General features: G+C 38.9%; 27 protein-coding genes, 1 pseudogene and 1 CRISPR repeat array. Of the genes and pseudogenes, 13 read left to right on the top strand and 15 right to left on the bottom strand.

The window, feature by feature from the left end; translation table 11 throughout:
• Positions 1-9: 9 nt before the first annotated feature.
• From H153_RS0104075 to murJ, 11 genes are all read right to left on the bottom strand, one after another.
• Positions 10-309: a cell division protein ZapA gene (locus H153_RS0104075; RefSeq protein WP_022846875.1), complete on the bottom strand. Its 300-nt coding sequence runs from the start codon at positions 307-309 to the stop codon at positions 10-12.
• Between the two features lie 13 nt (positions 310-322).
• Complete coding sequence (pheT, locus tag H153_RS0104070) at positions 323-2710, bottom strand: phenylalanine--tRNA ligase subunit beta (protein ID WP_022846874.1); 2388 nt, start codon at positions 2708-2710, stop codon at positions 323-325.
• Positions 2707-3741, bottom strand: a complete 1035-nt coding sequence (pheS, locus tag H153_RS0104065) for a phenylalanine--tRNA ligase subunit alpha (protein ID WP_022846873.1) — start codon at positions 3739-3741, stop codon at positions 2707-2709. Before pheS ends, pheT begins: the two co-directional genes overlap by 4 nt.
• A gap of 57 nt (positions 3742-3798) precedes the next feature.
• Positions 3799-4146, bottom strand: a complete 348-nt coding sequence (gene rplT / locus H153_RS0104060; protein ID WP_022846872.1) for a 50S ribosomal protein L20 — start codon at positions 4144-4146, stop codon at positions 3799-3801.
• Between the two features lie 58 nt (positions 4147-4204).
• On the bottom strand, positions 4205-4402 hold the full coding sequence (rpmI, locus tag H153_RS0104055; protein ID WP_022846871.1) for a 50S ribosomal protein L35: 198 nt from the start codon (positions 4400-4402) through the stop codon (positions 4205-4207).
• A 65-nt stretch (positions 4403-4467) separates the two neighbouring features.
• The gene (locus tag H153_RS0104050) at positions 4468-5859 is read right to left on the bottom strand and encodes a TldD/PmbA family protein (protein WP_022846870.1); all 1392 of its coding nucleotides are present in this window, start codon (positions 5857-5859) and stop codon (positions 4468-4470) included.
• 2 nt (positions 5860-5861) lie between these two features.
• Positions 5862-6701 carry an NAD+ synthase gene (locus H153_RS0104045; protein ID WP_022846869.1) on the bottom strand — a complete coding sequence of 280 codons (840 nt, stop codon included), beginning with the start codon at positions 6699-6701 and terminating at the stop codon, positions 5862-5864.
• Positions 6698-7540, bottom strand: a complete 843-nt coding sequence (locus H153_RS0104040; protein ID WP_022846868.1) for a nitrilase-related carbon-nitrogen hydrolase — start codon at positions 7538-7540, stop codon at positions 6698-6700. The genes H153_RS0104045 and H153_RS0104040 overlap by 4 nt, the downstream gene beginning before the upstream one ends.
• Positions 7541-7657: 117 nt before the next feature.
• Positions 7658-8575 (bottom strand): branched-chain amino acid transaminase, encoded by a 918-nt coding sequence (locus H153_RS0104035; protein ID WP_022846867.1) that lies wholly within the window; start codon positions 8573-8575, stop codon positions 7658-7660.
• A 39-nt stretch (positions 8576-8614) separates the two neighbouring features.
• Complete coding sequence (gene lgt, locus H153_RS0104030) at positions 8615-9373, bottom strand: prolipoprotein diacylglyceryl transferase (protein ID WP_022846866.1); 759 nt, start codon at positions 9371-9373, stop codon at positions 8615-8617.
• Positions 9374-10891, bottom strand: coding sequence for a murein biosynthesis integral membrane protein MurJ (gene murJ, locus H153_RS0104025; RefSeq protein WP_022846865.1), 1518 nt, complete (start codon positions 10889-10891; stop codon positions 9374-9376).
• A gap of 38 nt (positions 10892-10929) precedes the next feature.
• Here murJ and H153_RS0104020 point away from each other — a divergent pair, with 38 nt between their 5' ends.
• The 9 genes and pseudogenes from H153_RS0104020 to dxr form a co-directional block, all read left to right on the top strand.
• Positions 10930-12222 carry an NAD-binding protein gene (locus H153_RS0104020; protein WP_022846864.1) on the top strand — a complete coding sequence of 431 codons (1293 nt, stop codon included), beginning with the start codon at positions 10930-10932 and terminating at the stop codon, positions 12220-12222.
• Positions 12223-12226: 4 nt separating this feature from the next.
• Positions 12227-13684, top strand: coding sequence for a TrkH family potassium uptake protein (locus H153_RS0104015; protein ID WP_022846863.1), 1458 nt, complete (start codon positions 12227-12229; stop codon positions 13682-13684).
• Between the two features lie 74 nt (positions 13685-13758).
• A complete protein-coding gene (locus tag H153_RS0104010) occupies positions 13759-14019 on the top strand; it encodes a hypothetical protein (protein ID WP_022846862.1) in 261 nt (86 codons plus the stop codon).
• Positions 14012-14551 (top strand): ATP-dependent protease subunit HslV, encoded by a 540-nt coding sequence (gene hslV, locus H153_RS0104005; RefSeq protein WP_022846861.1) that lies wholly within the window; start codon positions 14012-14014, stop codon positions 14549-14551. Before H153_RS0104010 ends, hslV begins: the two co-directional genes overlap by 8 nt.
• Before the next feature lie 8 nt (positions 14552-14559).
• Positions 14560-15228, top strand: coding sequence for a histidinol phosphate phosphatase domain-containing protein (locus H153_RS0104000; RefSeq protein WP_022846860.1), 669 nt, complete (start codon positions 14560-14562; stop codon positions 15226-15228).
• On the top strand, positions 15209-15898 hold the full coding sequence (locus H153_RS0103995) for a hypothetical protein (protein ID WP_022846859.1): 690 nt from the start codon (positions 15209-15211) through the stop codon (positions 15896-15898). Before H153_RS0104000 ends, H153_RS0103995 begins: the two co-directional genes overlap by 20 nt.
• Entirely contained in the window at positions 15895-16548 is a 654-nt protein-coding gene (upp, locus tag H153_RS0103990; RefSeq protein WP_022846858.1) for a uracil phosphoribosyltransferase, read from the top strand. The genes H153_RS0103995 and upp overlap by 4 nt, the downstream gene beginning before the upstream one ends.
• The gene (gene hisS / locus H153_RS0103985) at positions 16538-17770 is read left to right on the top strand and encodes a histidine--tRNA ligase (RefSeq protein ID WP_022846857.1); all 1233 of its coding nucleotides are present in this window, start codon (positions 16538-16540) and stop codon (positions 17768-17770) included. Before upp ends, hisS begins: the two co-directional genes overlap by 11 nt.
• A pseudogene (dxr, locus tag H153_RS09900) lies at positions 17770-18903 on the top strand (1-deoxy-D-xylulose-5-phosphate reductoisomerase); the annotation flags it as partial. The gene hisS and the pseudogene dxr, both read left to right, overlap by 1 nt.
• Positions 18904-19801: direct repeats of the CRISPR family, unit length 29 nt; unit sequence TTTCAATTCCTTGGAGGTACGCTTAAAAC.
• Between the two features lie 238 nt (positions 19802-20039).
• On the opposite strand, the gene H153_RS0103975 reads toward dxr, so the two are convergent.
• Genes H153_RS0103975 through H153_RS09895 form a run of 4 tightly spaced genes read right to left on the bottom strand, consistent with a single transcriptional unit; the run spans position 20040 to position 23616 of the window.
• Positions 20040-20309 carry a hypothetical protein gene (locus H153_RS0103975; protein ID WP_022846856.1) on the bottom strand — a complete coding sequence of 90 codons (270 nt, stop codon included), beginning with the start codon at positions 20307-20309 and terminating at the stop codon, positions 20040-20042.
• Positions 20309-21763, bottom strand: coding sequence for a glutamate--tRNA ligase (gltX, locus tag H153_RS0103970; protein WP_022846855.1), 1455 nt, complete (start codon positions 21761-21763; stop codon positions 20309-20311). Before gltX ends, H153_RS0103975 begins: the two co-directional genes overlap by 1 nt.
• Before the next feature lie 51 nt (positions 21764-21814).
• Entirely contained in the window at positions 21815-22837 is a 1023-nt protein-coding gene (gene hrcA, locus H153_RS0103965) for a heat-inducible transcriptional repressor HrcA (protein ID WP_027719996.1), read from the bottom strand.
• Positions 22838-22875: 38 nt separating this feature from the next.
• Positions 22876-23616, bottom strand: a complete 741-nt coding sequence (locus tag H153_RS09895) for a methyltransferase domain-containing protein (RefSeq protein ID WP_022846853.1) — start codon at positions 23614-23616, stop codon at positions 22876-22878.
• Positions 23617-23663: 47 nt separating this feature from the next.
• On the opposite strand from H153_RS09895, the gene ispG reads away from it, so the two are divergent.
• The 4 genes from ispG to H153_RS0103940 are packed head-to-tail and all read left to right on the top strand — an operon-like array spanning position 23664 to position 26676.
• Positions 23664-24749 (top strand): flavodoxin-dependent (E)-4-hydroxy-3-methylbut-2-enyl-diphosphate synthase, encoded by a 1086-nt coding sequence (gene ispG / locus H153_RS0103955; protein WP_022846852.1) that lies wholly within the window; start codon positions 23664-23666, stop codon positions 24747-24749.
• Positions 24721-25068, top strand: a complete 348-nt coding sequence (locus H153_RS0103950; protein WP_022846851.1) for a dihydroneopterin aldolase — start codon at positions 24721-24723, stop codon at positions 25066-25068. The genes ispG and H153_RS0103950 overlap by 29 nt, the downstream gene beginning before the upstream one ends.
• The gene (locus tag H153_RS0103945; protein ID WP_022846850.1) at positions 25052-26128 is read left to right on the top strand and encodes a GGDEF domain-containing protein; all 1077 of its coding nucleotides are present in this window, start codon (positions 25052-25054) and stop codon (positions 26126-26128) included. Before H153_RS0103950 ends, H153_RS0103945 begins: the two co-directional genes overlap by 17 nt.
• Positions 26125-26676 (top strand): epoxyqueuosine reductase QueH, encoded by a 552-nt coding sequence (locus tag H153_RS0103940; protein WP_022846849.1) that lies wholly within the window; start codon positions 26125-26127, stop codon positions 26674-26676. Before H153_RS0103945 ends, H153_RS0103940 begins: the two co-directional genes overlap by 4 nt.
• Positions 26677-26678 lie beyond the last annotated feature (2 nt).

The following is a 26678-nucleotide window of genomic DNA, read 5'->3' as shown; positions in this document are numbered from 1 at the left end:
AGGGAAAAGTTAAGGCGCTATTTTTCTTGAGTTGATTAGAATCTTGGCACCTTCTTCATGTAGCCGCTGAATTTCAATGCCAAGATCCCTTATCTGTTCTCTGAGAGATTCATTCTCATCAAGCAGGTAGAGACAGGCTATTATTAAAGCTTTGTCATAGGTTATACGATTGTTGCCAGCTCTTATACGATCCAGCATCTTCTCAAGTTTAATACCAAGATGCCTTACGTACTCAGGATCTTTGTCTGTCCTTATGGTAAATCTCCTGCCGGAGATAATTATCTCAACTGTGTTTGGCAAATTTGCCACTTTCCACTTCCTCTTATGCCCTTATGGTGATGTTGGACTCACTGAGTTTTTTAACTACTTTATCTATTATACGAGAAACTTCCTCATCTGACAATGTTTTTTGAGGTGACCTGAAAATAAGTGAGAATGCTAAGCTTTTTTTGCCCTCTGGAATGTTTTCTCCTTCATAAACGTCAAACAGTTTTATCTTTTCAAGAAGTTTTCCAGCTGCTTTTTTAATAATCTCTTCAACTTTTGATGCGGGTATTTCCCTGTCTACCAAAACAGCTATATCTCTTGTTACAGGTGGGAATTTAGGAAGTTTTTTAAAGCTTTTCTTTTCCTTGCCCGCAAGTTCAAAAAGCTTTTCAAGAACTATTTCACCTGCAAAAACAGGTTGTTTTATCCCCATGTTCTCTTCAATATCAGGATGAATTCTGCCTATAAATCCTGCTTTTTCACCATTTATTACGATGTTTGCAGATTGTCCCGGGTGGAGAAATTTCTCTTCTGACCTTTCAAATTCAGCTTTTAGACCAAAGTATTCTATAAGTTCTTCTGCTATTCCTTTAATGTCGTAGAAATCAACTTCCCTTTCATTGTAAATTCCTTCAGGAAGTTTTCCTGAGAGCAGGAAAGCGGCGTGTAATTTTTCATCAGGAAGTTCTTTTCCAACGTTTTCAAATACAACAGAAACTTCAAATAGGGCCACGTTTTTTTCGTTTCTTTTAACATTTTGAACGCAGTTGTTAACCAGTGAAGGAGTTAAAAGGTCTCTCATTCCAACCCATTCTTCTGACAGAGGGTTGGATATTTTGATAAGGTTTTCAAAATCAAGACCGAACGCGTCGTAAAGTTTCTTTCCGATGAAACTGTAGTTTATCGCTTCGTTCAATCCTTTTGCGGATAGGAACTCTTTTGTTTTCATTATGTTGTCAAATCTACGGGGCCTTTCTACGTTAGAATGCAAAAGCGGATAGGTGCTTTCTATCTTTTTCATTCCGTAGATGCGGACAACCTCTTCTATGAGGTCTACTTCCCTTGAGACGTCGTACTTTCTCCAGGACGGCACTTTTACGATAATGTAGTCCTGTTCTTTCTTAACAGGGAAACCCAAGGAGTTAAGGATTTCAAAGGATTTTCTCGGTGGGATGTCAACTCCAATAAGCTTTTTAACTTTCTCCGGATTGAAAACGATGACTTTAGGTGTGTAAGGTTTTGGATAGAATTCCACTTTTCCAGAGTAGATTTCGGCATCTGCGAATTTTTGAAGGAGGTGAAGTGCCCTTTCAGCTGCACAGATTGTTGCTTCTATGTCCGCACCTCTTTCAAATCTGTAAGAGGCGTCAGTTGAGATACCCAACCTTTTTGCTGTTTTCCTGATTGTTAGCGGTTCAAAATGTGCACTTTCAAGAACAATTCTGTCGGTGTTGAATGTAACACCTGAATCTTCCCCGCCCATTATGCCTGCAAGAGCCACAGGTCTTTCCGCGTCTGCTATTACTAAGTCTTCTGAAGTGAGTTTTCTCTCAATTCCGTCAAGCGTTACGATTGTTTCACCGTCCTTTGCCCTTCTAACAATGATTGTGTTTTCAGTTAGTTTGTCGGCATCAAAAGCATGCATTGGCTGACCTAATTCGTAGAGAACGTAGTTTGTTATGTCAACAACGTTGTTTATGGGTCTTAATCCAACCTTGTAAAGCCTCATCTGCATGAAGAGAGGTGATTGTTTAACTTTTACGTTTCTTGCAACAAAACCGTCGTACCTTGGGCAGGCAACTTCATCCTTCACTGAAAGTGTAAGAGCGTCTAAAGCATTTTCATCAATGGTTGAGAAAGAAGTCTCCGGCAGTACAATTTCTCTGCCCAATACGCTTTTAAGTTCTCTTGCAATGCCAAGCACACTTAGAGCATCTGGACGGTTGGTTGTTATTTCGTATTCTATTATCCAGTCATCAAGTCCTAAAGCTTTTACCGCATCTTCCCCGATCTGAAGTCCTGCATCTTCGGGAAGGATCATTATCCCTTCGGAATGGGTAGTAAGTCCAAGTTCTTCCTCTGAGCAGAGCATTCCGTTTGATTCAACGCCTCTGAGTTTGCTTTTTTTGATTCTTATACCTATTGGAAGCTTTGAACCGTGAAGGGCTACAGGGATAACAGCGCCTTCAAATATGTTATCGGCACCTGTTACGATTTGAAGAACGGTGTCTCCAACATCTACCTGACAGATTTTTAACTTGTCAGCGTTTGGATGTTTTTCAATGGTTAGTATTTTACCTATAACGACCTTTTCTATATCTTTTCCTGCATAGGTAACAGAATCAACCTCTATACCTATGTCTGTCATAATGTCCGCAACTTCCTGCGGAGATAGGTCTTCAATATCTATGAACTCTTTTAACCAGTTGTACGTTATTCTCATACTTCCAACCCTTTGAACTGTTTTATGAATCTTAAGTCGTTTTCAAAGAAAAGTCTTAAATCGTCTATTCCGTATTTGAGCATTGTAAGTCTTTCAACGCCCATTCCAAAGGCGAATCCCTGGTAAATTTCGGGATCGATGTTTACTGCCTTGAACACTGCAGGGTCGACCATTCCACAGCCAAGGACTTCAAGCCACCCTGTTCCTTTACATACTTTACAGCCTTTGCCACCGCATATTACACAGCCAATATCCACTTCGGCACTTGGTTCTGTAAATGGAAAGAAGCTTGGTCTAAATCTAACTTTTGTTTCAGAACCGAAGAATTCTCTCAAGAAAAGTTCAAGAACACCTTTTAGGTCTGCAAATGTTACTGATGTATCAACCATAAGTCCTTCAACCTGATGGAACATGGGGGTGTGTGTAAGGTCTGCGTCTTTTCTATAAACCTTACCGGGTGCTATTATCTGAATTGGAGGATTTGTTGATTCCATGACTCTAATTTGCACAGGTGATGTGTGGGTTCTTAAAACCACCTCTTCTTTTATGTAGAAGGTGTCCTGCATCTCTCTTGCAGGATGTCCTTTAGGTATATTGAGAGCTTCAAAGTTGTAAAAGTCTGTTTCTATTTCTGGACCGCTTGCGATAGCAAATCCCATAGATGTAAATATTTTTGTTATTTCTGATAAGGTTTTTGTTATTGGGTGAAGTGCTCCAGAGGGGATTCTTCTTCCAGGGAGTGTTATATCTATAAATTCCTTTTTGAGTTTTTCCTCTTTCTCTCTTGCTTTTAGTTCTTTTATGCGGTTTTGCAATAGCGTTTCAACTTCTTTTTTGAGTTCGTTGCATGCTTTTCCAAAAGATTTTCTCTCTTCCGGTGGCAGTTCCGGAATTCTTTTGAGGAGCGATGTAACTTCTCCTTTCCTTCCGATGTATTTTACTCTAAGTTCGTCAAGGCTTTTGAGATTTTCTATTTTTGAAAGTTCTTCTATGAATTTTGATTTGAGTTTTTCGAGTGTTTCAAGGTTCATTTTCCCCTCTATCCTGTATGAAGTTTAAAGGGGGGAAGGACCCTTCCCCACCAAATCTTAAAGAGCTGCTTTAACTTTTTCAACAAGAGCCTTAAATCCTTCCGGGTCCCTAACTGCGATGTCTGCAAGTACCTTTCTATCAAGTTCTATGCCGGCTTTTTTAAGACCGTTGATGAATCTGCTGTAGTTTAGACCAAACTGTCTGACTGCTGCGTTAATTCTTGCAATCCAGAGTCTTCTAAATTCTCTCTTTCTTTCTCTCCTGTGTCTGTAAGCGTAAAAGAGAGATTTCATTACCTGGATTTTCATTGTTCTGTAAAGCTTGTGCTTGGCACCGAAGTACCCTTTCGTGAGCTTTTTGAGCTTTTTCCTTCTGTACCTTCTTGGGCTTGTCTTTACTCTCATATCTTTCCTCCTTTTAGCGAGCTACGGGCGCCTTCAGGCTTATGCCCGGTTGCATCACTTACTTGTAGAGCACTAACTCTTTGTAGTTTGCAGCCTGAGCACCTGTAAGGTAGTCTGCCTTTCTGAGTCTTCTCTTTCTCTTTCTGCTTTTCTTGGTGAGGATGTGGCCCTTGTTAGGATGCCAGTGCTTTACCTTTCCGGTAGCAGTTACCTTTACTCTCTTGGCTGCTGACCTGCGTGTTTTAATCTTTGGCATGCCAATTGCCTCCTTCGGAAGTTAAACGGTAGTAATTATATACCCTTGAGTTGATATTTCAAGTCTCAGCTTTTAGTTCCGCCTACGGTCATCTCTTTTATCCTGATTGTTGGTAGAGCGTCTGAAACTGGTACGCCTTGCCCGTCTTTTCCACACGTTCCTATAGCAAATCCTAAGTCGTTTCCAACGGCGTCTATATTTTGGAGAACGGCAGGTCCATTTCCTATAAGGGATGCACCTTTTATTGGATATGTTACCTTTCCGTTTTCTATCATGTAGCCTTCAGAGATTTCAAATACAAAGTCGCCGTTTATTGTGTTAACCTGGCCGCCTCCCATTTTCACGACTAAGATGCCTTCTTTTGTGTCGCTTATAATATCTTCAGGATCGTCGTGACCAGGTGCTATGAAAGTGTTTGTCATTCTTGGGATAGGCACATGCATGTAAGATTCTCTTCTTCCGTTACCTGTTGGATGATGTCCTGCTTTTGAGGCTTGAAGGTGGTCGTACATAAATCCTTTCAGGATTCCATTTTCTATTAAGATGTTTCTTGTGGTTGCTTCACCTTCGTCATCGTATCCAGATGAGCCATATTTTCCTTTGAGTGTTCCATCGTCGATTACAGTTACAAGGTCAGACGCAACTTTTTCACCAATTTTGCCAGAATATACAGAAAGTCCCTGATTTGCAAGATCTGCTTCAAGACCGTGTCCGACAGCTTCGTGAACCATTGTTCCACCAGCTTTTGATGATATAACTACCGGAAATGTCCCGGCAGGTGCAGGTTTTGCTGACAGCATTTTTATGGCTCTCTCAGCTGCTTTCAGTGCAATGTCTTCAGGTGTTATTCTTTCAAAGATAGAATAGTCACCGAGGTGTCCTGCAGGTTCGTATCCTGTTTGAAGGGTTCTGCCGTCAGAAGCGACCACCAATACATAAAAAACAACTCTTGGCCTTATGTCTTCAACAATTTTACCTAAAGAGTTAACAATAACTACCTCTTGAATAGAATCTTTTAGAACAACCGTAACCTGTTTGACTCTGTCGCCACACTCTCTTGCCCTGTAGTTTGCTCTCCTTAAGAGCATAATCTTTTCTTCAACAGGTATTGTAAAATCAGTTTCACCGTCAACAATTTCAGGGTATCTTTTCTCTTTTACTGTCATATTAAGGGATATCTCTTTTTCAGCAGCGGCCGCCACCGCCAAGTTTTCTATGACGGAGAGTATGGATTTCTGCGTTATTTCATTTGTGAAACCGTAGTAGGTCTTCCAGTTTTTTATCATTCTGATTCCAACGCCTATTTCTATTCCGTTGGAGATGTTTTCAATGCGATTTTCTTCACATTTTGCGGTAAAAGTAAACTTTTTTTCAAAGAAAAGGTCGGCAAAGTCGGCTCCGCGTTTCAGCAGCTCTTTGACGCCAAATTCACCAAGTTCCTTGAAGTCAACCAGCATAACTATATCCCCCAGTCTCTAAAGTAGAGGAAGTCTTTATCTACTGTCCTCTGTGCAATTTTACATATGATAGGCAGCTTCCGTTTGTACTGTGAATGTTGAATCATCTTCATCACTTTTTCAACGATTTCAGGTTCGTATCCGAAGCCTATAATTTCTTCCTTCTTAATTTTCAGGTCAACGTATGCTACCAGTATCTGGTCAAGAAGGTGATATGAAAATCCGATTTCTCCTTCGTCAGTCTGTCCCGGCCAGAGGTCTGCTGACGGTTTCTTTTTTACGATTCTTTCAGGAACACCAATATATTCTGCCAATTCCCATATTTGGGTTTTGTAAAGGTCTCCAATAGGATTCAGATCGTGTGCACTGTCTCCCCACCTTGTGGAGTATCCTATAAGAAGTTCACTTTTGTTACTTGTCCCAACGACAAGGGCTCTGTTATCGTATGCAAAATCGTAAAGAATAGACATTCTTTCCCTTGCCATTTTGTTGCCGCGGCGGAGTCTTGATGCTTCGGGAAATCGCTGGAAGTACGCATCGATTTGAGGTGTTATATCTATTTCGTGAAATTCTGCACCAAGAATCTGCCCCACCAATCTTGCATCTTCAATTGAAGCTTTTGCGCTTGTTTTGTAAGGCATTGATATAAGTATAACGTTTTCTTTGCCAAGAGCTTTTACAGTAAGGAAGGCTGAAAGGGCGGAATCAACACCACCGCTTACGCCAATTATTGCTTTTTTAAAGCCTGCCTTTTCTATTTCCTGTCTAATAAAGTTTACAAGAACGTTTACGATAAACTCTTTGTCTTCTATTTTCAGAATTTCTACAAGTTTCTCTTTCATTTTTTTCCTTCCAGAAAGGCTTTTAGTTCTTTTTCAATAATCCATGGTTTTTCGTCTCTAAGGAGAGGAAGACTTATTCTTGCAGAGCGTATAAGAGATGGTTCAATGTCTGCGATAATGATTTCTTCTTCAAATGGTGAACCTTCGTTTACGATGTTTCCGTAGGGGTCACATATAAAAGAGTTGCCGGAAAAAATGAAGCCGTCCTCTACACCAACTCTGTTTGCATATATAAAGTAGGAAGCGGTGAGGCGGGAGTAGAATTCACCCATGTTCTTCCAGACTCTTGCGTTTCCAAACATACGGTTTTCTCTGTAACCTCTTCCAGGACTTGCAGACTGGACAAATATAAGTTTTGTTCCTTCTAAAAACGGAAGGTAAATTGAAGAAAAGTGCCAGCAGTCTTCACATATGAGGATTGTTGATTTGAAACCACACGCAGTGAAAGTTCTAAACGTTTTACCTGCACCGACAAAACGTGCTTCGTCAAACATTCCGTAGGTTGGAAGGTAAACTTTACGGTGTATGTGCTTTACCTTTTCATCTTCTATGAAAAATGCGGAGTTGTAGAGAATGTGTTCTTCAGATTCTTCAATGCCGCCGACTATTATACCGATGTGCTTGCTTAGCTTTTTTAGTGGTGATAATCTTTCATCATCCGGCTTTATAGCTATTTCAGATGTTATGTCCTGAAGGTAGTAGCCCGTTATGGAAAGTTCCGGAAAAAGGCAGATGCTTACACCTTTTTCTATGCATTTTTCGGTGAATTGGCAGATTTTCTCTATGTTCTTTTCCAGGTTTCCAAGAACGGTATTTATCTGAACAACGGCAACTTTCATAATCACCACCTGATTATTAATTGAATTACAGGACTATTTTAAGGCAGATGCAGGGCAATTTCAATGTGAATAAGTGTGAAAAGATTGAAACGGGGGAAATCCCCCGTTTCATGTTAGTTAGTATATTGGAATAAGCCAGTCGCTGTACTTGCTAATGTTTCCTTTAACAATGTTAAAGTAGAGGTCCTGAAGTTTTGATGTTATTTCGCCGATTTCTCCATTTCCTATGACTCTTCCGTCTATTTCGGCAATTGGTGCAACCTGTGCTCCTGTTCCCGTGAAGAACGCTTCATCGGCTATGTAAAGTTCGCTTCTTAACATTGGTCTGACTTCGACGGGAACGTTAAGCTCTTCTTTCAGAAGTTTTATTATGGCGTTTCTCGTTATACCTTCAAGAATGTTACTGTATGACGGTGTAGTTATTGCAACGCCGTTTCTTATGATAAAGAGATTTTCGGCACTCCCCTCTGCTACCGTTCCATCTGGATTAAGCATTATGGCTTCATCTGCGCCTGCCCTTATGGCTTCTGTTTTTGCAAATGCGCTGTTAACGTAGGCACCGGCAACTTTGCACCTTGCAGGAATCATGGAATCGTTTATTCTGTGGAAAGAAGAGGTAATTACCTTTAATCCTTTTTTTGTATCAAGATAGTCACCAAGAGGAACGGTGTATATTGCAAGTTCTGTATCGTATCCTATAAGTTTTGGAGAAATCTGAAGGTTTGGAAAATAAACGATAGGTCTTATGTAAACGTTTTCTCTATGTTCGCATTTTCTTAAAAGCTCTACAGTTATTTCAACGAGTTCATCAACAGTTTTATCTACCTGGAAGTTCAGGATTTTACAGTTTGCAAGCATTCTTTCGTAGTGTTCTTTGAAAAATAGGCCGAAAAGCTGTTGCTTCTCTTCGTTCCAGTATGCTCTAATGCCTTCAAAGACGGCTGTTCCGTAATGAAAAGAGTTGGTTTGAATGTTTATGTTTGCTTCCTCTATTGGAACGAATTTCCCCTCAAAGTAGGCGTAGCGTTGAGCCATCTTTCTCCTCCAGCTTTGAAATTTTCCTTGAGAAATCAATTATACTTTTTTACAGGCTTTCCTTCTATATATTATCAGACCCGTTCCAAGAATTACCATAAAAATGCTCATTATCTGGTTATTGCTTAATGTTCCAAAGAACTCTTTTGGTGTGGCTCTCCAGAACTCTATTAGAAATCTAAAAATACCGTAAAAAATGAAATAAAATCCAAATATTTCTCCGGGTGATTTTCTCTTTCTGTAGAGGAAGTAAAGTACAGCTGCTATAAGAAAGTTTGCTGCTGAAGAGACAGGTTCCGTTGGATACAAAGGAACATTGAGAGGAGCGGCAGAGTGAGGATCTCTGAATACGAGGGCGAACCGGGAATGGCATACTTTACCGTAGCAGCATCCTGCCATAGTACAGCCTATCCTTCCAAACCCAAGTCCCACTTCACCTGCTATTACTGCAATATCGGCCGTCTTCCATATGGGAATGTTCTTTTTCTTGGCCAGATATAGCGCTGTTATAAAACCGAAGAGGAAGCCACCGTACCAGACGAGTCCTCCTTCCCAGAAGTAGAATATCCGCCATACAGGATGGAGATATTGGGGATTGTATAGAAAAAAGAAAATTCTTGCGCCGATGAAGCCGGAAATGACCGTCCAGATCATAAGATCGGAAAGGTCATCCTTGTTTATTCCTTCCCGTTCTCCAAGTTTTATTAGAATGAAGTATCCACAGATGATGCCGATTGCTACCATTACACCAAATGTATAAATGGTGAAGGGTCCTATCTTAAAAAGGATTGGATGCATTTACTGCCTCCTTAAAAGTTTCATCGCTATCCTATCGCCTGCCAAAAGCAGCGTTGCAAAATAGATAATCACTGCAACTACGATGGTTGCAGATATTGTTGCTATTTTGAGTAGCGGTGATGCAAACTGAAAGTATGTTTTTGTTCCATAAATTGCAACTGGAATTATGGGAAGGGATAGGAGTAAATACCTTAAGTTTTCTTTAATCCAGTTTTCTATGAAAGAGACGTTTTTTTCGAGTTTTCGGACAAGAAACAGAACATTTAAAAGAGAGGTCATTGCCGTACCGAGCGCTAACCCTGCAGCACCTAACTTTAGTCCAAAACAGAGAATGATGTTGGCGACTATGTTGAAAACGAGCGTAGCGGCGCCAACTTTGACAGGATAGCTGTAATTGTCAAGAGAGTAAAAAGCGTTGACCAGGATCTTTTCAAAAGAATAAAAAAGGAGCCCTATTCCATATCCGCATAAGACGTAGTATGTTGCGTTTAGATCTGCTGTTGTAAATTTTCCGTGGTGAAACACGATGTCAATTAATGGTTTACCAAAAAAGAGAAGTCCAATAGTAGAAGGTATTATTATCATTGCGCATAGCGTTAATCCTGTTGTCAGGTTGTATCTGAAGGCGTCTTCGTCTTTAAACGTTTTCGCAAGTTTTGGAAGGAGTACCTGGGATAGACCTATTGCAAATATTCCAAGGGGAAGTTGAACAAACCTGTTTGCGTAGTAGAGGTATGATATGGCACCGGCTGCTAAAAATGAAGCGATAATTGTGTCTGCCAACATGGAAAGTTGTCTCACACCAAAGCCGAATATCCCCGGGATGATGTTCTTTAAAGCTTTTTTGACATCTTCGTCTATTCCCGGAATAGGTCTTGGAATAAATGCTTCTCTTCTGAGGAAGTATAGCTGGAGAAGCACTTGAAGAAAGCCACCTATAACAACGCCTAAGGCTAAAGCATGGATGTTAAGTTGGTTCTTAAAAAATATGGCACACAGTATAAGCGATATGTTGAAGAGAACTGTTGAAAATGCCGGGGCGAAGAAGTGCTCATATCCATTTAGTATTCCACCGAAAAAAGCCACGAGGCTTACTAAAAGTATGTATGGAAACATTTCTCTTGTAAGGGATATAGCAAGTTTTTCAATATCTCCCGAGAAGCCTGGAGCTATAACTTTTATTATTAGTGGGGTGAAGATTTCACCTATGATTACAACCGTCAGTAGTGAGATGGACAGGATGAAAAAAAATCTTGATGCAAATTTTACGGCCTCTTCCTTACTTATCTGAAGTTTTTTGGCAAATGCCGGTGTGAAAGCTGAGCTAAAGGCACCCTCTGCAAATACTCTTCTTAACATGTTGGGGATTCTGAAAGCTACAAAGAACACGTCGGTTGTTCTTCCTGCACCAAAAGTCGATGCTATGACGACGTCTCTCAGCAGTCCAAAAACCCTGCTTGAAAGGATGGATAATGCTACAATTAGAAACGATTTTCCTATGCTTTTGTTTTTTGGCATAATAGGCAATTATATAAGAGTTTTGTTTGAGGTGAAAGATGAAAAAAGTTTGTATCATAGGTGCCGGTGTTGTGGGTAGTTCCCTTGCCAAAAAGCTCTCAGTTTCCGGCTATGAAATTGCCGTTATAGATAAGAACAGTGCCAAGATAGAGGATTTAACTTCTACCCTCGACATAATGGGTATTGACTGCGATGCGACAGAAGTGAAGTGTCTTGATAAGGTTAAGGATTTTGAGCTTTTTATCGTTGTGACAGATAGTGATGAGAGAAACATAGCAATAGCCGCGATTTTGAAGTCTTTCTTCAAGAAGGATAAAATAATCATAAGGGTGAGTAAGAATGCCTTTGCTGCGCCACCGATTAAAGAACTTCTTGGTGTTGAACCTGTTAACATTTTAACAGAAGTTATTACAAAAATCATTGACACTATTAGATTCCCCTTTGCCCGTTCAGTTGTTCGTTTCGAAAAAGGAAAGTTAATTCTTCTCAACTACATGGTCTCTTCTGAGGATATTTTTGCGGGGAAAGAGATAAAAGAACTTCAGGCTTTAAGGAAGCTGATTCCTTTTACAATTGCGGCTCTTGAAAGAGACGGGAAGGTTGTAGTTCCGGATGGGGATACGATAGTTTATCCTGATGATTCTCTCTTCTTTGTAATAAAAGAAGAAGATGTAAAAGTGTTTCAGGAACATCTCCTTAAAAATGCTGAGCCAGTTAGACTTGCGTTTATTCTTGGTCATTCAAAGTTTACCGTTGAACTTCTCAAAAGAATAGCGGATTTTGAGGGGTTAAAGATAAAGCTTGTTGAACCTGACCTGCAGAAGTGTGAGGAGATAGCCGGGGAATTTCCAAATATTGATGTTCTGCACGGAGAAGTTACAGATGTTGAGCTTTTAAAGTCTGAAGGGATAGACAAAGCAGGTTTGGTCATTGCGATAACAGAAGATGAGGAAAATAACGTTCTTTCCTGCATCCTTGCTAAAAAATTAGGTGCTAAAAGAGCGGCAGCACTTATAGCCCATTCTGAGTATGAGAACATCATAGAATCTATTGGTATTGATACGCCGATAGTTCCGAGAAAGTTGCTTGCAAGCCGCGTGTACACAACCCTTAGTAGTAAAAGCCTTCTTGATGTTTTTGAGCTTAGAGAAAACATTGAAATTCTTGAAATCCAGGTTGGCAGTGAGTGGGACGGCAAGCAGATATCAGAAATAAAGTGCAAGGAGTGTCCTTTAGTTCTTGCACTTAAAAGAGACAACGATATTCAGGTAGTCGGTGGCGATACGGTTGTAAAGAAAGGCGATATACTTATATGCATAAGGCAGAGGTAGTGGTATGAAAGTTAGGGGTATTGATTTAACGGTAGTGTTTAAAGTTGTCGTCTCAATCCTCTTTTACATGTCTTTGTCGCTTCTTATCCCTGCCACTTATTCTCTCGTTGTTGGTGACGGTCAGGTTATGGATTTTATTTATCCATTTCTTCTTGTAGGTTCAATTTATCTGCTTGCTTATCAGATAGAGATAAGGGATGATTTGACTTTAAAAGAGGCCATTCTTTCTATTTCTCTTATATGGCTTGTGTTTCCGGCAATTTCGGCAATGGCTTACTGGATAAATGGTGCCATTCCTGACTTTATAGAGGCTTACTTTGAATCTGCTTCAGGTTTCACGACCACAGGTGCTTCGATACTGACAAATGTGGAGGCAATGCCAAAGAGTCTCCTTCTATGGCGTTCAACGACAAACTGGGTCGGTGGTTTAGGATTCGTCGTTTTTGCCATTGCCCTTCTGCCTGCCCTTGGATCAGGTGGCATGCAGATGATGAAATTTGAAGCTTCAAAGGCGGTAGAAGAAAAGCTGAAACCGAAGGTTAAAGAAGTTGCAAGGATAATCTTTGTCATCTATAACGGTTTGATAATTGCTGAGATTTTGCTCCTCCTTTTAGGAGGAATGCCGCTTTTTGACGCTGTTAACCACGCCTTTTGTACCATAGCAACAGGTGGCTTTTCAGTTAAGAACAGCAGTATAGGAAGTTACCACAACGTTTTTATAGAGATGGTTGTTGCACTTTTTATGGTGTTTGGCTCAGTTAACTTCCTCAACTGGTATCACTTTTACAGGACAAAAAACTGGAGAGTTTTCTTTAAATCAGAAGAAAACAAACTTTACTTTACAATTCTTGGTGTGGCGATAGTTTTATGTACTCTTGTTCTTACAGTCGATGGATTTTACAATCCATTTCAGGCTTTAAGGTACAGTATATTTCAGGTGATTAATTCTGCTTCAACGACAGGTTTTTCTTCAACAGACTATACTCACTGGCCGACATTCGTTTTAGCGGTGCTTATCATCCTTGAGTTTTTGGGAGGTGTTTCCGGTTCAACGGCAGGTGGTTTAAAGCAGTTCAGGCTTGTAGCTTTAGGCAAGTCTATCTATGGAGAGCTTAAAAAAACGGCACATCCGAGACTTGTTTACAGGATAAAGCTGGACGGTAAAACGCTTGATTTTTCCGCGCTTAATGCAATATGGGCTTTTGGTGCGGCTTTTACCTTTGTCACGGTTATTGTGGGGATACTCCTCTGTCTTACCGGCACGGATCTTGTAACGGCCTTCTCCTCTTCTATTGCCTGTGCCAGCTGTTCCGGTCCGGGTCTTTTGAAAACCGGTCCTGCCGGTAACTATCACTTTTTTGCAGACTGGCAGAAGCTTATCCTTTCTATAGAAATGATTCTGGGAAGACTTGAGATTTTTGCCCTTTTTGCCGTCTTCATGCCTTCTTTCTGGAAAGATTGATAATAACTTGCAATTGACATAGTTAGGAGATATTAATAATTTTTCCCTGACCACAGCGAAAAAGGAGGGAAAGTATGTTTGAAAAGTTGCTTTTTGTCGTTGTTCTTACGCTTGTTCTGAATCTACCTTTCGGGTGGTTAAGGGAGACGACAGAGAAGTTTTCAAAAAGGTGGTTTCTTTACATTCATCTTCCGATACCATTTATCATAGCCTGTAGAATTCTTCTTGGGATCAGTATAAAGTTTGCACCTCTTCTTATTGCAACGGCCGTGATAGGACAGCTTGCCGGTGGTATGATAAGGAGAAGGTACTATCCGGGAGGTATTTATGAGTGAGACTTTTCACGGTACCACCATATGTGCCGTTATAAGAGATGGTAAAGTTGCTATGGCTGGTGATGGCCAGGTTACACTTGGAAACACAGTTTTTAAAAATGGTGCAAGAAAGGTTAGGAAAATATATAACAATAGTGTACTTGTCGGTTTTGCCGGTTCTGTTGCTGATGCCTTTTCTCTCCTTGAAAGGTTTGAGTCTAAATTGATTTCCTTTGGTGGAAATCTCTTAAAATCTGCCGTTGAACTTGCAAAAGACTGGCGGACAGATAGGGTTTTAAGGCGGCTTGAAGCGATGCTTCTTGTTGCCGATAGGAGCAGGATTCTTCTCATTTCAGGTAACGGTGATGTGATAGAACCTGATATTCCAGTTATGGCAATAGGTTCTGGTGGTGCTTACGCTCAAGCTGCAGCAACAGCTCTCTATGAGAATACTGACCTTTCTGCCAGAGAGATTGTTGAGAAATCTCTAAAAATAGCCGGAAGTATATGTATATATACCAACGTTAACATAGTGGTTGAGGAACTTTCTTAGAGGTGGATATGATAGACCTTCATACACATACGGTTTTTAGTGATGGTGAGCTTATTCCAAGTGAACTTGTTCGCCGTGCGGAGTTCATTGGTTACAGAGCGATAGCTATAACTGATCATGCAGATTACTCAAACTATCAGTTTATCATTGAAAATCTATTAAAAACTGCTGAGATTCTTACTGAAAATACGAATGTAATTGTGCTTCCCGGTGTTGAGATAACTCACGTTCCACCTGTTAAAATTCCGGAACTTATAGAGAAGTGCAGGAATGAAGGTGCTAAAGTTGTTGTAGTTCATGGTGAAACAGTAGTTGAACCGGTGGCTGAAGGGACAAATTTAGCGGCAGTTGAAGGTGGTGCGGATATTCTTGCCCATCCCGGACTCGTGGATTTGAAAACGCTTGAAATGGCAGCTAAGAAAGGTGTAGCTATTGAGATAACTGCAAGGAAAGGGCATAATATAACCAACGGATATGTGGTAAGGGTTGGTAGAGAAGTGGGCGTCAGGTTTGTTATAAACACCGATGCTCATTCACCTTCTGATTTAATAGATAGGACTTTTGCTTTAAAAGTTGGTCTTGGTGCAGGACTTACGTTGCAGGAGGTTGAGAGGGCTTTTGCAACCTCTGAAGAGATAGTTAGGAGGAAGATGGGTGATGAAAAAGCCACCTTATAAGTCTTACGGAAGAGATAAGAAGAAGAAAAAGGCAAAAATAGAGAAGCATATTGACATACCGGCACCAGTTGATACGCCTGAAGCTGAAATGATGGTGGATGATGTTTATAAGATTATTGCTTTCTTTCAGGCTCACGCCGCTAAATTTGTTGCCGTTCTTGCTGTTTTGCTTATAGTCGGTGGTGGATACCTTGGCTATAAGTGGTATAAGAGTAACCTTGAGATGAAAGCGGCTGCCATTTTTGATAAAGGTATGATAGCTCTTGAAGATGGTAATGAGAAGGAGGCTGAAAAGTATTTTAAAGAAGTTGCTGATAAATACTTTTCAGCACCTTCAGGAAAGGCCGGTGCGTTTTTATATGGGAAGTTGGCAGGTGATATTGATTACATAAAAAGGGCTGAAGATGTAAAAAGTTTTACAATTTCTCCTGCTGCTAAGTTGGAAGATGGAATTTTTATGATGGAGAAAGGTAAAAGTAGTGAAGCCGTTCAAAAGTTTGCCTCTCTTTCCCGTGATAAAGATTGGACCTATCCTGCAGGGCTTTACTATCTGACGATTTACTATCTTTCAAAAGGAGAGAAAGAAAAGGCTAAAGATACCTACGATATATTAAGCGGGGATTATAAAAACAGTTTTTATACGGCTGTTTTAGGAGAAGTTATCCAATGATAACAGAGGTTAAGAACAACCTGGCCTCGTCTCTTCTTTCTATTTTGAGAGATAAAAAAAGCGAAGGAGTCTCTTTTCGTAGTGCAGTTGAAAAGCTAACGTTCCTTTTGGTTGAAAGAGCTTTGTCAAATCTGCCTTCAAATAAAGTTGTTATTGATACGCCGGTTGAATCAAACGCTGAAGTTTCCGTTTTAAACGATGAGGTGGTTTTTGTTCCGATACTTCGTGCTGGGCTTTTGATGCTTCATCCCGCAATCTCTATTTATGAAAAGGGTAGAATAGGTTTTGCCGGTGTTTACCGTAATGAGGAGACTTTAAAGCCAAACCTTTATTACTTCAAAGTTCCTGTTATTAAAGATGCTTTCTATTTTATCCTTGATCCTATGCTTGCAACTGGCGGAACCGCCGTGTGTGTAGTTGAAAAACTTTTAAAATTGGGTATAAATCCCGGGAAAATAAAATTTATTTCTTTTGTAAGTGCACCAGAAGGAATTGAAAAACTTAAAAAGTTTTCAGGAATTGAGATTTTTACAGCATCAATTGATAGGTGTTTAAACGATAAAGGATACATTTTGCCGGGTCTTGGTGATGCCGGTGATAGATTTTGCTATACGGAAGGAGTGGAGGTCGTAGAGGATTATGGGATTTAAGACGGTTAGAGGTGTTGAAGACATAATACCGCCTGAAAGTGAAAAGTTTGAAAAAATTGCTGAAACGTTTAAGGAAAAGGTAAAGGTTTACGGTTTTAAAGAGGTAATTCTTCCCGTTTTTGAAGAGGCAGGGCTCTTTTTAAGAAGTGTTGGAGAAACGACAGACATTGTTCAGAAAGAGATGTACGTTTTTGAGGACAGGGGCGGCAGGAAGATTGCTTTAAGGCCAGAAGGAACGGCTTCTGCCGTAAGGGCTTACATTCAGCACGGTGTCTATGCAAAGGAACCTTTTACAAAATGGTTTTACATAGGTCCTATGTTTCGCTATGAAAGGCCTCAAGCCGGAAGGAATAGGCAATTTTTTCAGGCTGGATGTGAAGTTTTTGGACTTTCTTCACCAGGTGTTGATGCGGAGGTTATTCTTCTTGCTTCAGAGATTTTAAAAGCTTTAAACATTGACTTTACGCTTGAAATAAATTCTATAGGCTGTGAAAAATGCAGGCCAAATTATAAAAAGGCTCTTATTGAATATCTCTCTTCTCAAAAAGAAAAACTCTGTAAAGATTGCCAGAATAGACTTGATAGAAATCCTTTAAGGGTTCTTGACTGCAAAAATGAGGGTTGCAGGGAAGTTGTTAAAGATGCGCCTTTAATAACAGACTACCTGTGTGAAGAGTGCAGCGAACATTTTGAAAAACTAAAATTTTTGCTTAGAGAACTTAAAGTGCCTTTTGTTCACAATCCTTTCATCGTCAGAGGGCTTGATTACTACACGAAAACAGTTTTTGAATTTAAATCTGATGCTCTTGGTGCTCAAAGCACGGTTTTAGCCGGCGGCCGCTATGATAATTTGATAAAAGAACTTGGTGGCAGTGATGTTCCCGCCCTTGGTTTTGCAATGGGTATTGATAGGATAATGCTTCTTATTTCTGATGAAGAAAGAGAAAGAAACGGAGTTTTTGTTGTAACAGGTGGTGAGAAGGCCTATTTAGAAGGGTTAAGACTTGTCAAGATGTTAAGGGATAAAAGTTTTTACGCAGAGATAGATCACAGGCAAGGGAGTTTCAAGTCTCAGTTTAAACTTGCAAATAGGTTGAACGTTAAGTATGTAGTTATCATAGGTGACGAAGAGTTAGAAGGTGGTTTTTATTCGTTAAAGTGTCTTGAGACTGGAAAGCAGGAGAAGATAGAGTCTGTGGCTGAACTTATAGCGAGGCTTTAATGGGAAATGAAGTTAAAAAAGTTTTGGTTTTAGGTTCAACTGGTTCAATTGGTGAAAATACGCTTGATGTTGTAAGGCAGTTTTCAGATAAATTTAAAATTGCTGGTCTTGTTGCTGGAAAAAACGGTGAAAAGCTTAAAAAACAACTTGAAGAATTTAAGCCTGAGGCAGTAGCTCTTTTTGATGGAGAGATAGAAGTTCCAGCAGGTACCAGATTTTACTCTGGTGAAGAAGGAATCACTTCTCTTATAGAGGATATTGAGTTTGACATTGTAGTTGCTGCTATATCAGGAGCTTCGGGAATTGTTCCAACTTTTGAAGCTTCAAAAAAGGCAAAAAGAGTTGCTCTTGCCAATAAGGAATCTCTTGTCTGTGCCGGTAAGTTCATTAAATCTGTAGCAAAAGAGATAATTCCTGTTGATAGTGAACATTCAGCAATATTTCAGGCACTTTTATCCGGAAAAAAAGAAGAAGTAAAAGAAATTATTCTTACGGCTTCAGGGGGCCCTTTTAGAGGGAAAAAGCTTGAGGAACTTAGAAACGTGAAACCTGAAGACGCACTTTCCCATCCCAACTGGGACATGGGAAGCAAGGTTACGGTAGATTCGGCAACGTTGATGAACAAAGGCCTTGAAGTCATTGAAGCTGTCTGGCTTTTTGATGTGCCTGTTGAAAAAATAAAGGTTGTTGTTCATCCACAGAGCATCGTTCATTCAATGGTGAGATTTTGTGATAACTCTTTTATAGCCCAGATGGGAAAACCTGATATGAGAATACCTATAGCATATGCTCTCTCTTATCCTGAGAGATTGTTTCTTTCTGATGAACTTGGAATGGATTTTTACGGCGTTTCCCTAACCTTTGAAGAGCCTGATGTAGAAACATTTAAGTGTTTAAAGCTTGCTTTTGATGCCTTAAATAGAGGTTATCCGTATCCGATAATTTTGAACGCTGCAGACGAAATTGCCGTTAGCTATTTTCTCAATAGAAAAATCCCGTTCACAGCTATTCCTGAAGTTATAGAGAAAACCATGGAGATACTGAATCTTTCACCACCTGAAACAATAGAAGAGGTTATCTCTATTGACAGACTGGCCAGGGAAACAGCTGAAAAGGTTGCTCAAGCGTTTATTGTTTCAATTTCTTAGAGGTGCGCTTTAAACTTGTATTTCACTTTTATATAGCGTTCTAAAGCTCTGATTTCAATTCCTTGGAGGTACGCTTAAAACAATTAGCAAAATGCTCTTATGTGTTCGTTTATGGGACATGTTTCAATTCCTTGGAGGTACGCTTAAAACTTAGCTATCTTTCTTAAAGAAAGAACTTCGCCAGAGTTTCAATTCCTTGGAGGTACGCTTAAAACAAGAGATAGAGAGTTTGCTTCCTCCCGCAGATCCTCGTTTCAATTCCTTGGAGGTACGCTTAAAACTCTCAGAACTCTGGGAATTTGAAGAGAGTATCCAAGCCGGTTTCAATTCCTTGGAGGTACGCTTAAAACGAAAAGAGAGAGGAAATGAGATTTTTAAAGCGGCCATGTTTCAATTCCTTGGAGGTACGCTTAAAACCTGTTGATACAAGTACTGATGTTTTAACTCCTTGCGTGTTTCAATTCCTTGGAGGTACGCTTAAAACCATACACAACCTCCTTTTATAGTTTTATTAGAATTTTAGTTTCAATTCCTTGGAGGTACGCTTAAAACAACAAAGCTTCCACAAGTAATTAGATTATATTTTTGTTTCAATTCCTTGGAGGTACGCTTAAAACTGAATGTTTTTGATCCTGCTGTTCACGTGGACGATGCCGGGTTTCAATTCCTTGGAGGTACGCTTAAAACAATATTTTATAAACTATTTGAAGATGTGGAAGATGGTTTCAATTCCTTGGAGGTACGCTTAAAACTGCGGAACTTGATTCTAAAGAAGTTGGCAAACTTTTGTTTCAATTCCTTGGAGGTACGCTTAAAACTCATTTTCAAAGTAGAAAATAACGCCTGCGTTATCGTTTCAATTCCTTGGAGGTACGCTTAAAACCCTATTTTAAAACTTATTCTTTTTTCAAAGAGTGTCAGGATTCATATTCATATTAGCATTGGTTAATGTGAGGTGTCAAGTGTCGGGGATGCTGATTAAAATAATTGTGAATGTTTAATTTATGGTTTTATAACCATTGCTATTACAGTGTTTAAATTGCATTTATTCTAAACTTGGTTTCCGACAGATTTCAGGAAACTGACACACAGCCGCTGTCAGTTTCCTGAATATTTTTAAATTATCTGTAGAGTTCGTCTGCCACTTTTCCGTATGGAAGATTTGGTGGCATTTTTCCTGCACTTACAAATTCTTTTACTGCGTTTAGCAGTTGAGTTTTGTCTTTGTACTTTGCAAGTATCATATCTTTTGTTACTGCCATGTTTCCATTGTGACAGTGGGCACAATTTGCATTCCATTCTGGTGTTGATTTTGCCGTTTCTTGTTTCTGTCCGCAGCCTGCCGCAACAATGCTAAGGATTGCAAGTCCTAAAAGGGCGGTTTTTTTCATTACATCCTCCTGTTAATTTCTGAAATTGCATAATGAAGACGTTTAAGAACCCTCTCTTTTCCTAAAAGAGATACAAGGATGTCAAGTTCAACGCCCTTCATTTTTCCTGTTAAGGCTATCCTTATAGGCATGAATAGGTTTTTGCCTTTAGCTTTTAGTTCTTTTCCTGTTTCTTTAACAGCTTTTTTAAAGGTTTCTGCGTTTAGTTCGTCTAATTGATAAACCTTTTCCACAAAGTGTTTTACTACGTTTAGCCTCTCTTCATTCATGAAGTTTAAAGCCTCTTTTTCTATTTCAAATTCGTCTTTCAAGAAAGTTTCCATGTATGTAGGTGCGTCTGAAAGCAAAGTGAAGTAGTCTCTTGTTGCTTCGACTACTTTTGTCAGCCAGTCAAAGTCGAATTTTTCAACTTCGTAGCCTGCCTCTTCAAGGTATGGAATAATGAGCTTTGTTAACTTTTTAATGTCGTAGCTTTTTATGTATTCCTTGTTCATCCAGTTGAGTTTTTCAAAATTGAATATTGCAGGTGAACTGTTTACATCTTTTATGTCAAATCTTTCAATCAGTTCTTCCATAGAGAGAATTTCTTTTCCGTCTTTTGGGTACCATCCTAAAAGTGCAAGGAAGTTTGTAAATGCTTCTGGAAGGTATCCCTTTTCTTTAAACTCAGCTACAGATGTTGAACCATGTCTTTTTGAAAGTTTGCTTCTGTCTTCTCCTAAAATCATCGGTAGGTGGGCAAATTCAGGAGCTTCAAAACCGAGTGCTTCGTATAAAAGAATCTGTTTTGGTGTATTTGAGATATGGTCTTCACCTCTTATTACGTGGGAGATTTTCATGAGGGCGTCGTCAATGACAACAACAAAGTTGTAAACTGGCATACCGTTTGAACGGACGATTACAAAGTCTCCACCAAGCTGTTCAGAGCTTATAGATATTGTGCCTTTAACAAGATCTTTCCATGTTACTGTTTTTCCTGTAGGTACTTTAAATCTTAAAACAGGTTTTCTTCCTTCGGCTCTCAATTTCTCTTTTTCTTTTTCTGTTAAATGGCGACATTTCCCTGTGTATCGTGGTGGTAGTCCTTTTGACAGTTGTTCCTGACGCATCGCATCAAGCTCTTCTTTTGTGCAGAAACATTCATATACAAGATCTTTTTCTTTTAGAAGTTCAATGTATTTTTTGTAAATCTCTTTTCTCTCAGATTGCCTGTAAGGGCCGTAGTTTCCACCTTTTTCAGGTCCTTCATCCCAGTCGAGTCCCATCCATTTAAGGGCTTCATATATAACTTTTACAGCTTCTTCGCTGTGTCTTTCTGTATCAGTATCTTCTATTCTGAGAATAAATGTTCCGTTGTTGTGTTTTGCAAAAAGGTAGTTGAAAAGGGCAGTTCTGGCATTTCCTACGTGCATGAATCCTGTTGGGCTTGGTGCAAATCTAACTCTAACTGACATTGTGCTTTTTACCTCCTAAAAATACCTGGAAAATGATGGAATTATATCAGTTTATTTGATGTCTTTGCTCAGGATGTAAGAGAGTGCTCTTGATACGTTTTCTACGACAGGTATTATTCGACAGTAATCCATTCTTTTTGGGCCTAAGATTCCCACAATACCTGCGTCTTTTGATTTTAGAGAGTACTTTGCTGCGACAATGCTGAATGGCTCAAAGGCCTCAATTTCTGTTTCTTTACCAAGAATTACCGTTACTCTGTCAGCTGTATCAATTAGTTTACTAAAGGTTTCTAAAAGCTTCTTTTTTTCTTCGAGAATTTTAATTATTTCTTGGATTTTCTCAAAATCTTCGTTAACACTGTTAAAGATATTGAAAGCTCCTGTAATTCTGACATCATTAACACTATTTACAAGTTTCAAAAGGTGCGCATTAAGGTTGAAAGATAGCTCCATAAATTCGTCTCTGACCTGATTCATCTCTTTCACAAGCTCTTTCTTAACGTTTGAAAGGGGTTTTCCTTTGAACTTTGCCGTTAATTCCTGGGATATTTTTGCAAGCATTGAAGGTTCCGCTTTCAGCGTTATAACTTTATGTATAACGTATTCAGGTTCGCACGTGATAACAACAAGGACTTTAGATGAGGAGACTTTTACAAGGGAAGTTTCTTTTATCGTTAGTGCATCAATTACGAAATTTGCGCCAAGGCTCATGTATCCTGTTGATTTTGTTAAAAAATTCAGAACCGCAGAAAATATTTCATCAAATCCAGTCTTCCCAGAGGCTTTTATATAATCAATAATTCTTGTAGCTATGCCTGTATCAACTTCACCAAGGGAAAATAGAAGGTAATTTATGTAATATTTCATTCCTTCGTCTGTCGGCAATCTGCCAGCGGATGTGTGAGGTTGGTAGAGGTATCCTTTGTCTTCAAGGTCTGCCATTACATTCCTTATAGTTGCAGGACTTATATTCATAGAAAACCGCTTCTGCAAAGTTCTGGAACCAACAGGTTCTCCCGTTTCCATGTAGAGCTCAGCTACTTTTAGCAGTATATCTCTTTCTCTTGGAGTCAGCGTTTTTCCCTCCTAAACGGGATTTATCATCTATTAATTTAGGCTTTTCTTAAAAGTAGTGTGAGGATTTTGTAGGTTATTGGGTATCCCTGTTCTTTTTCGTCAAAATAATGCTGGCAGAAGATCTTATAAAACTGCTTTTTTATTTTTTTAAAGCCGTACGGATTTCTTGCACCTATTTTGTTTATGTAATTTAAAGCTTCTGATGCAGTTGGTAAAACTAACTTTTCAGTTTTTATGGTGCTGTGGTTTATCTGGAAATTGTACTTTTTTGTGAAGAATATAATGGCGTTTACTGATGGAAATTTGAAGAGTTTATCCTTTTTTCCATTTAAGAGGATAGAAGTTTTTTGCCAGGCTGAAAAAAGTTCTGATAAACTTCCTTCTACGGGAAGGGATAGTGCAAAAACGCCGTTTTTTTTCAAAATTCGGCTTGTTTCTCTTACTGCTTTGTCAATGTTCATCCATTGAAGGGCAAAGTTTGAAACGGCAAGATCAAATGTTTCATCGGAAAAAGGCAGATTTTCTGCATCAGCACATACACATTTTATTCCTTTTGCTTCCATCTGTTTGCACATTTGAGGTGAAATATCCACACCAATGCAGTTTTTAAGTTTGGAAGCAAGTTCACCGGAACCAGCGCCAATATCTATGGCCTGTTGATACTTTACTTTGGATATTAAGTTCAATAAATTTTGTGCAGTCCTTTTTTGGATGATTGCAAAACGTTCGTAGTTTCTGGCGCCTCTGGAGAAATTTTGAGCTATAATCTCTTTCATAACATGAAAATTTAGGCTTTTAGGTAAAATTGGGAAGTGGAGAGTTTATGTGGATAAAGAGAAGAAAAAGTCGTGTAATAAAAGTTGGGAATGTTCCTATCGGTGGTGACAATCCGATTGTTGTTCAGTCAATGACAAATACCTTTACAGAAGATCTTAAATCTACAGTTGCTCAAGTTAAAGAACTTGAAAGGGTTGGATGTGAAATTGTTAGGGTTGCGGTTCCTTCTGTTGAGGCTGCAGAAAATATTCCTCTCATAAAGAAGGAAATCACTATCCCTCTCATTGCCGATATACATTTTGATTACAAGTTAGCTATCCTGTCCATAGAGAAAGGGGCTGACGGGATAAGGATAAATCCTGGCAACATAGGTGGAATGGATAAGGTAAGAGAAGTAATAAAAGCAGCAAATGAGAGGAGCATTCCAATAAGGATTGGTGTAAATACCGGATCTTTGCCAAAAGAGATTTTAAATAAGTATGGTCGTCCATGTGATGAAGCGCTTGCAGAAACTGCTTTAAGTTACATGAAGTTTTTTGAGGACGAAGGTTTTATAAATATGAAATTTTCTCTTAAAGGTTCAGATATTAAAACCACTGTTTTAGCTAATAAACTTTTTGCGTCTTCCTGTGACTATCCTATCCACATAGGGATAACGGAAGCTGGAACAATTCTTTCAGGGGCTGTTAAATCGGCAGCAGGAATAGGGATTCTACTCTATGAAGGAATTGGCGATACAGTTAGGGTTTCCCTTTCGGCACATCCTAAAATAGAGGTAAAAGTTGCATTTAAAATTCTCTCTTCACTTGGTTTAAGAAATTACGGTGTTGATGTTATTTCCTGTCCCACCTGTGGTAGATGTCAGATTGATCTACCTAAAATTGCGCTCGAGGTGGAAGAGGCTCTTGAACACATAAAAGTACCTGTTTCTGTGGCTGTTATGGGATGTGCGGTTAATGGTCCTGGAGAGGCATCCTTTGCCGATGTTGGAATAGCAGCGGCGGGAGATAAGTTCATCTTTTTTGTTAATGGGAAAGTTGTGGGGAAGTTTGATGAAAAAGAAGCTATTGAAAGGCTTGTGAAAGAGGTTGAGAGGATTGCAAATGAAAAAGAAAACGAAAGTGTTTCTTGAAGGGTGTAAAGTTCATTTAAAATGCGGAGTTTACGAAGAGGAAAGAAAACTTGGTGTTGAAGCAGAAATTGACCTTGAGGTAGAATCTGAAAAATTTGTGGATTATGAGAAGCTTTATAGAATAGTTCTTGAGTATGCACAGAGAGAATTTATTTATCTTGAAGATTTTGCGGATAGTCTTATTAAAGAGATATGTAGACAGTTTGAACCTGATATGGTAAATATAAAGATAGCAAAGAGAAGTTTGCCTTTTCATAATTCTATGAAGAAAGCCGGTATAAAAGTTTCCTGGGAGAAAGGTTATGGTGAATCAGTTTGAATGTGAATTAATGAAAAAGATAAATTCTGGTGATGGTTTATCTCTATCGGATTATCAAAAAATTTCTGTTATTGCTAAAGAAGAGATCAAGTTTCTTGTAAGGAATGGAATCCCTCTTACCCCGCTAAATTACTATTTGTGGTTTGATATTTTCTGCTATTTACATGAAACAGGTAAAGATCTATCAGATCCTGAAATAATGGGTATTTTTAAGGAGAAATATCCAGATGAATCTGTTATTGAAACTGCCATTTTGAAAATAAACAAAGCAGATCGGAAATTTATAAGGCAAATAGCGGAAGAGGTAACTGCCGAAATTGAAAAAGTTTTGAGAGATATAGATAATCATAACAAAATAATAGAAAATCACGCTGAAAAAGTGGAAAAAACCACAGAAGTTTTATCTGATGAAAATTTAAGAGCCATGTTAGAGACGGTTGTAAAAGCGTTGAATGATATAAAACTTCAAAATGAAACTTTGAGAAAGAGACTTCAAGAGTCAAGAAAGGAAATTGAGAAAGTATCTGAGAAACTTGATGAGTCTGAGAAAAACGTTTTGATAGAGTTTCTTACGGAAATTGCAAGCAAAAAGAGTTTTGAGAAAGTGTTAAAGGATATGTTTGATGATTTTGAATCGAGAAATTATCCATTTGCTGTTTTAATGGTTAAATTAGATAAGTTTGAAGAAATTGTAAAGGGTGAAGGGGAAAAGGCAGGAAAAATAGTTCTTCAAGAAGTGGCTCGAAAATTAAAGAAACTCTTAAGAGTAAATGATGTTGTGGCTTATTATGATGACAGCATTTTTGGAATTTTGTTACCTGGTGTAACATTTGGGCATGCTATAAGGATAGGTGAACGTGTAAGAAAATCAATAGAGGATATGTTGATCAGTATTAACGGAAAAACTTTGAAGGTAACGGTAAGTGTTGGAGCTGCTGTTGCAAGAAAAGACATGGATGAGACGGATCTTATAACGAAGGCTCTTGAGGCTTTAGAACTTGCAAATAAAGAGGGTGGTAACACCATAAAAACCGACCTTGATGTGGAGCTTGAAAAGTGAAGCGAGTTCTTCTCCACATCTGTTGTGCGCCGTGTGCCTGTTATCCTTTGGAAGTTTTAAAACAAGAAGATTTTGAAGTTTATGGTCTTTTTTATAATCCTAATATTCATCCATACACTGAATTTTTAAAAAGGCTTGAAACAGTTAAAAAATTTGAAGAAATCACTAAAATCAAGATTATTTATATTAATAAGTATCCCCTTGAAGAGTGGCTTAGGGCGGTGGTTTACAGAGAGGAGAGACCCATCAGGTGTCAAATATGTTACTCAATGCGTTTTGAAATGACTGCGAGTGTTGCTAAAAAGGGGAAATTTGATTTTTTTACCTCAACTCTGTTTTACAGTAAATACCAAAATCATGAAATAATGAAAATGTGTGCAGAATCTGCTGCATCGAAATTTGGTGTTAAATTTCTTTATAGAGATTTTAGAAAGGGATGGAGAGAGGGGATAGAAAAGTCAAAGGAGTATAATCTTTACAGACAGCAGTACTGCGGTTGCATATATTCTGAAAAAGAGAGATACTATAAAAATAACGCTAAATATTAAGT

Source organism: Desulfurobacterium sp. TC5-1 (assembly GCF_000421485.1).
In the GTDB taxonomy this organism is placed as follows: domain Bacteria; phylum Aquificota; class Aquificia; order Desulfurobacteriales; family Desulfurobacteriaceae; genus Desulfurobacterium_A.
The sequence above is the reverse complement of the archived record's forward strand: the minus strand, read 5'-3'. Positions and strand labels throughout refer to the sequence as shown.

Excerpts from the sequence above, each read along its gene's own strand:
- pheT (WP_022846874.1), bottom strand. The coding sequence starts at position 2,710 with ATGAGAATAACGTACAACTGGTTAAAAGAGTTCATAGATATTGAAGAC.
- pheS (WP_022846873.1), bottom strand. The coding sequence starts at position 3,741 with ATGAACCTTGAAACACTCGAAAAACTCAAATCAAAATTCATAGAAGAA.
- rplT (WP_022846872.1), bottom strand. The coding sequence starts at position 4,146 with ATGAGAGTAAAGACAAGCCCAAGAAGGTACAGAAGGAAAAAGCTCAAA.
- rpmI (WP_022846871.1), bottom strand. The coding sequence starts at position 4,402 with ATGCCAAAGATTAAAACACGCAGGTCAGCAGCCAAGAGAGTAAAGGTA.
- H153_RS0104050 (WP_022846870.1), bottom strand. The coding sequence starts at position 5,859 with ATGCTGGTTGACTTCAAGGAACTTGGTGAATTTGGCGTCAAAGAGCTG.
- H153_RS0104045 (WP_022846869.1), bottom strand. The coding sequence starts at position 6,701 with ATGAAAGAGAAACTTGTAGAAATTCTGAAAATAGAAGACAAAGAGTTT.
- H153_RS0104040 (WP_022846868.1), bottom strand. The coding sequence starts at position 7,540 with ATGAAAGTTGCCGTTGTTCAGATAAATACCGTTCTTGGAAACCTGGAA.
- H153_RS0104035 (WP_022846867.1), bottom strand. The coding sequence starts at position 8,575 with ATGGCTCAACGCTACGCCTACTTTGAGGGGAAATTCGTTCCAATAGAG.
- lgt (WP_022846866.1), bottom strand. The coding sequence starts at position 9,373 with ATGCATCCAATCCTTTTTAAGATAGGACCCTTCACCATTTATACATTT.
- murJ (WP_022846865.1), bottom strand. The coding sequence starts at position 10,891 with ATGCCAAAAAACAAAAGCATAGGAAAATCGTTTCTAATTGTAGCATTA.
- H153_RS0104020 (WP_022846864.1), top strand. The coding sequence starts at position 10,930 with ATGAAAAAAGTTTGTATCATAGGTGCCGGTGTTGTGGGTAGTTCCCTT.
- H153_RS0104015 (WP_022846863.1), top strand. The coding sequence starts at position 12,227 with ATGAAAGTTAGGGGTATTGATTTAACGGTAGTGTTTAAAGTTGTCGTC.
- H153_RS0104010 (WP_022846862.1), top strand. The coding sequence starts at position 13,759 with ATGTTTGAAAAGTTGCTTTTTGTCGTTGTTCTTACGCTTGTTCTGAAT.
- hslV (WP_022846861.1), top strand. The coding sequence starts at position 14,012 with ATGAGTGAGACTTTTCACGGTACCACCATATGTGCCGTTATAAGAGAT.
- H153_RS0104000 (WP_022846860.1), top strand. The coding sequence starts at position 14,560 with ATGATAGACCTTCATACACATACGGTTTTTAGTGATGGTGAGCTTATT.
- H153_RS0103995 (WP_022846859.1), top strand. The coding sequence starts at position 15,209 with ATGAAAAAGCCACCTTATAAGTCTTACGGAAGAGATAAGAAGAAGAAA.
- upp (WP_022846858.1), top strand. The coding sequence starts at position 15,895 with ATGATAACAGAGGTTAAGAACAACCTGGCCTCGTCTCTTCTTTCTATT.
- hisS (WP_022846857.1), top strand. The coding sequence starts at position 16,538 with ATGGGATTTAAGACGGTTAGAGGTGTTGAAGACATAATACCGCCTGAA.
- H153_RS0103975 (WP_022846856.1), bottom strand. The coding sequence starts at position 20,309 with ATGAAAAAAACCGCCCTTTTAGGACTTGCAATCCTTAGCATTGTTGCG.
- gltX (WP_022846855.1), bottom strand. The coding sequence starts at position 21,763 with ATGTCAGTTAGAGTTAGATTTGCACCAAGCCCAACAGGATTCATGCAC.
- H153_RS09895 (WP_022846853.1), bottom strand. The coding sequence starts at position 23,616 with ATGAAAGAGATTATAGCTCAAAATTTCTCCAGAGGCGCCAGAAACTAC.
- ispG (WP_022846852.1), top strand. The coding sequence starts at position 23,664 with ATGTGGATAAAGAGAAGAAAAAGTCGTGTAATAAAAGTTGGGAATGTT.
- H153_RS0103950 (WP_022846851.1), top strand. The coding sequence starts at position 24,721 with ATGAAAAAGAAAACGAAAGTGTTTCTTGAAGGGTGTAAAGTTCATTTA.
- H153_RS0103945 (WP_022846850.1), top strand. The coding sequence starts at position 25,052 with ATGGTGAATCAGTTTGAATGTGAATTAATGAAAAAGATAAATTCTGGT.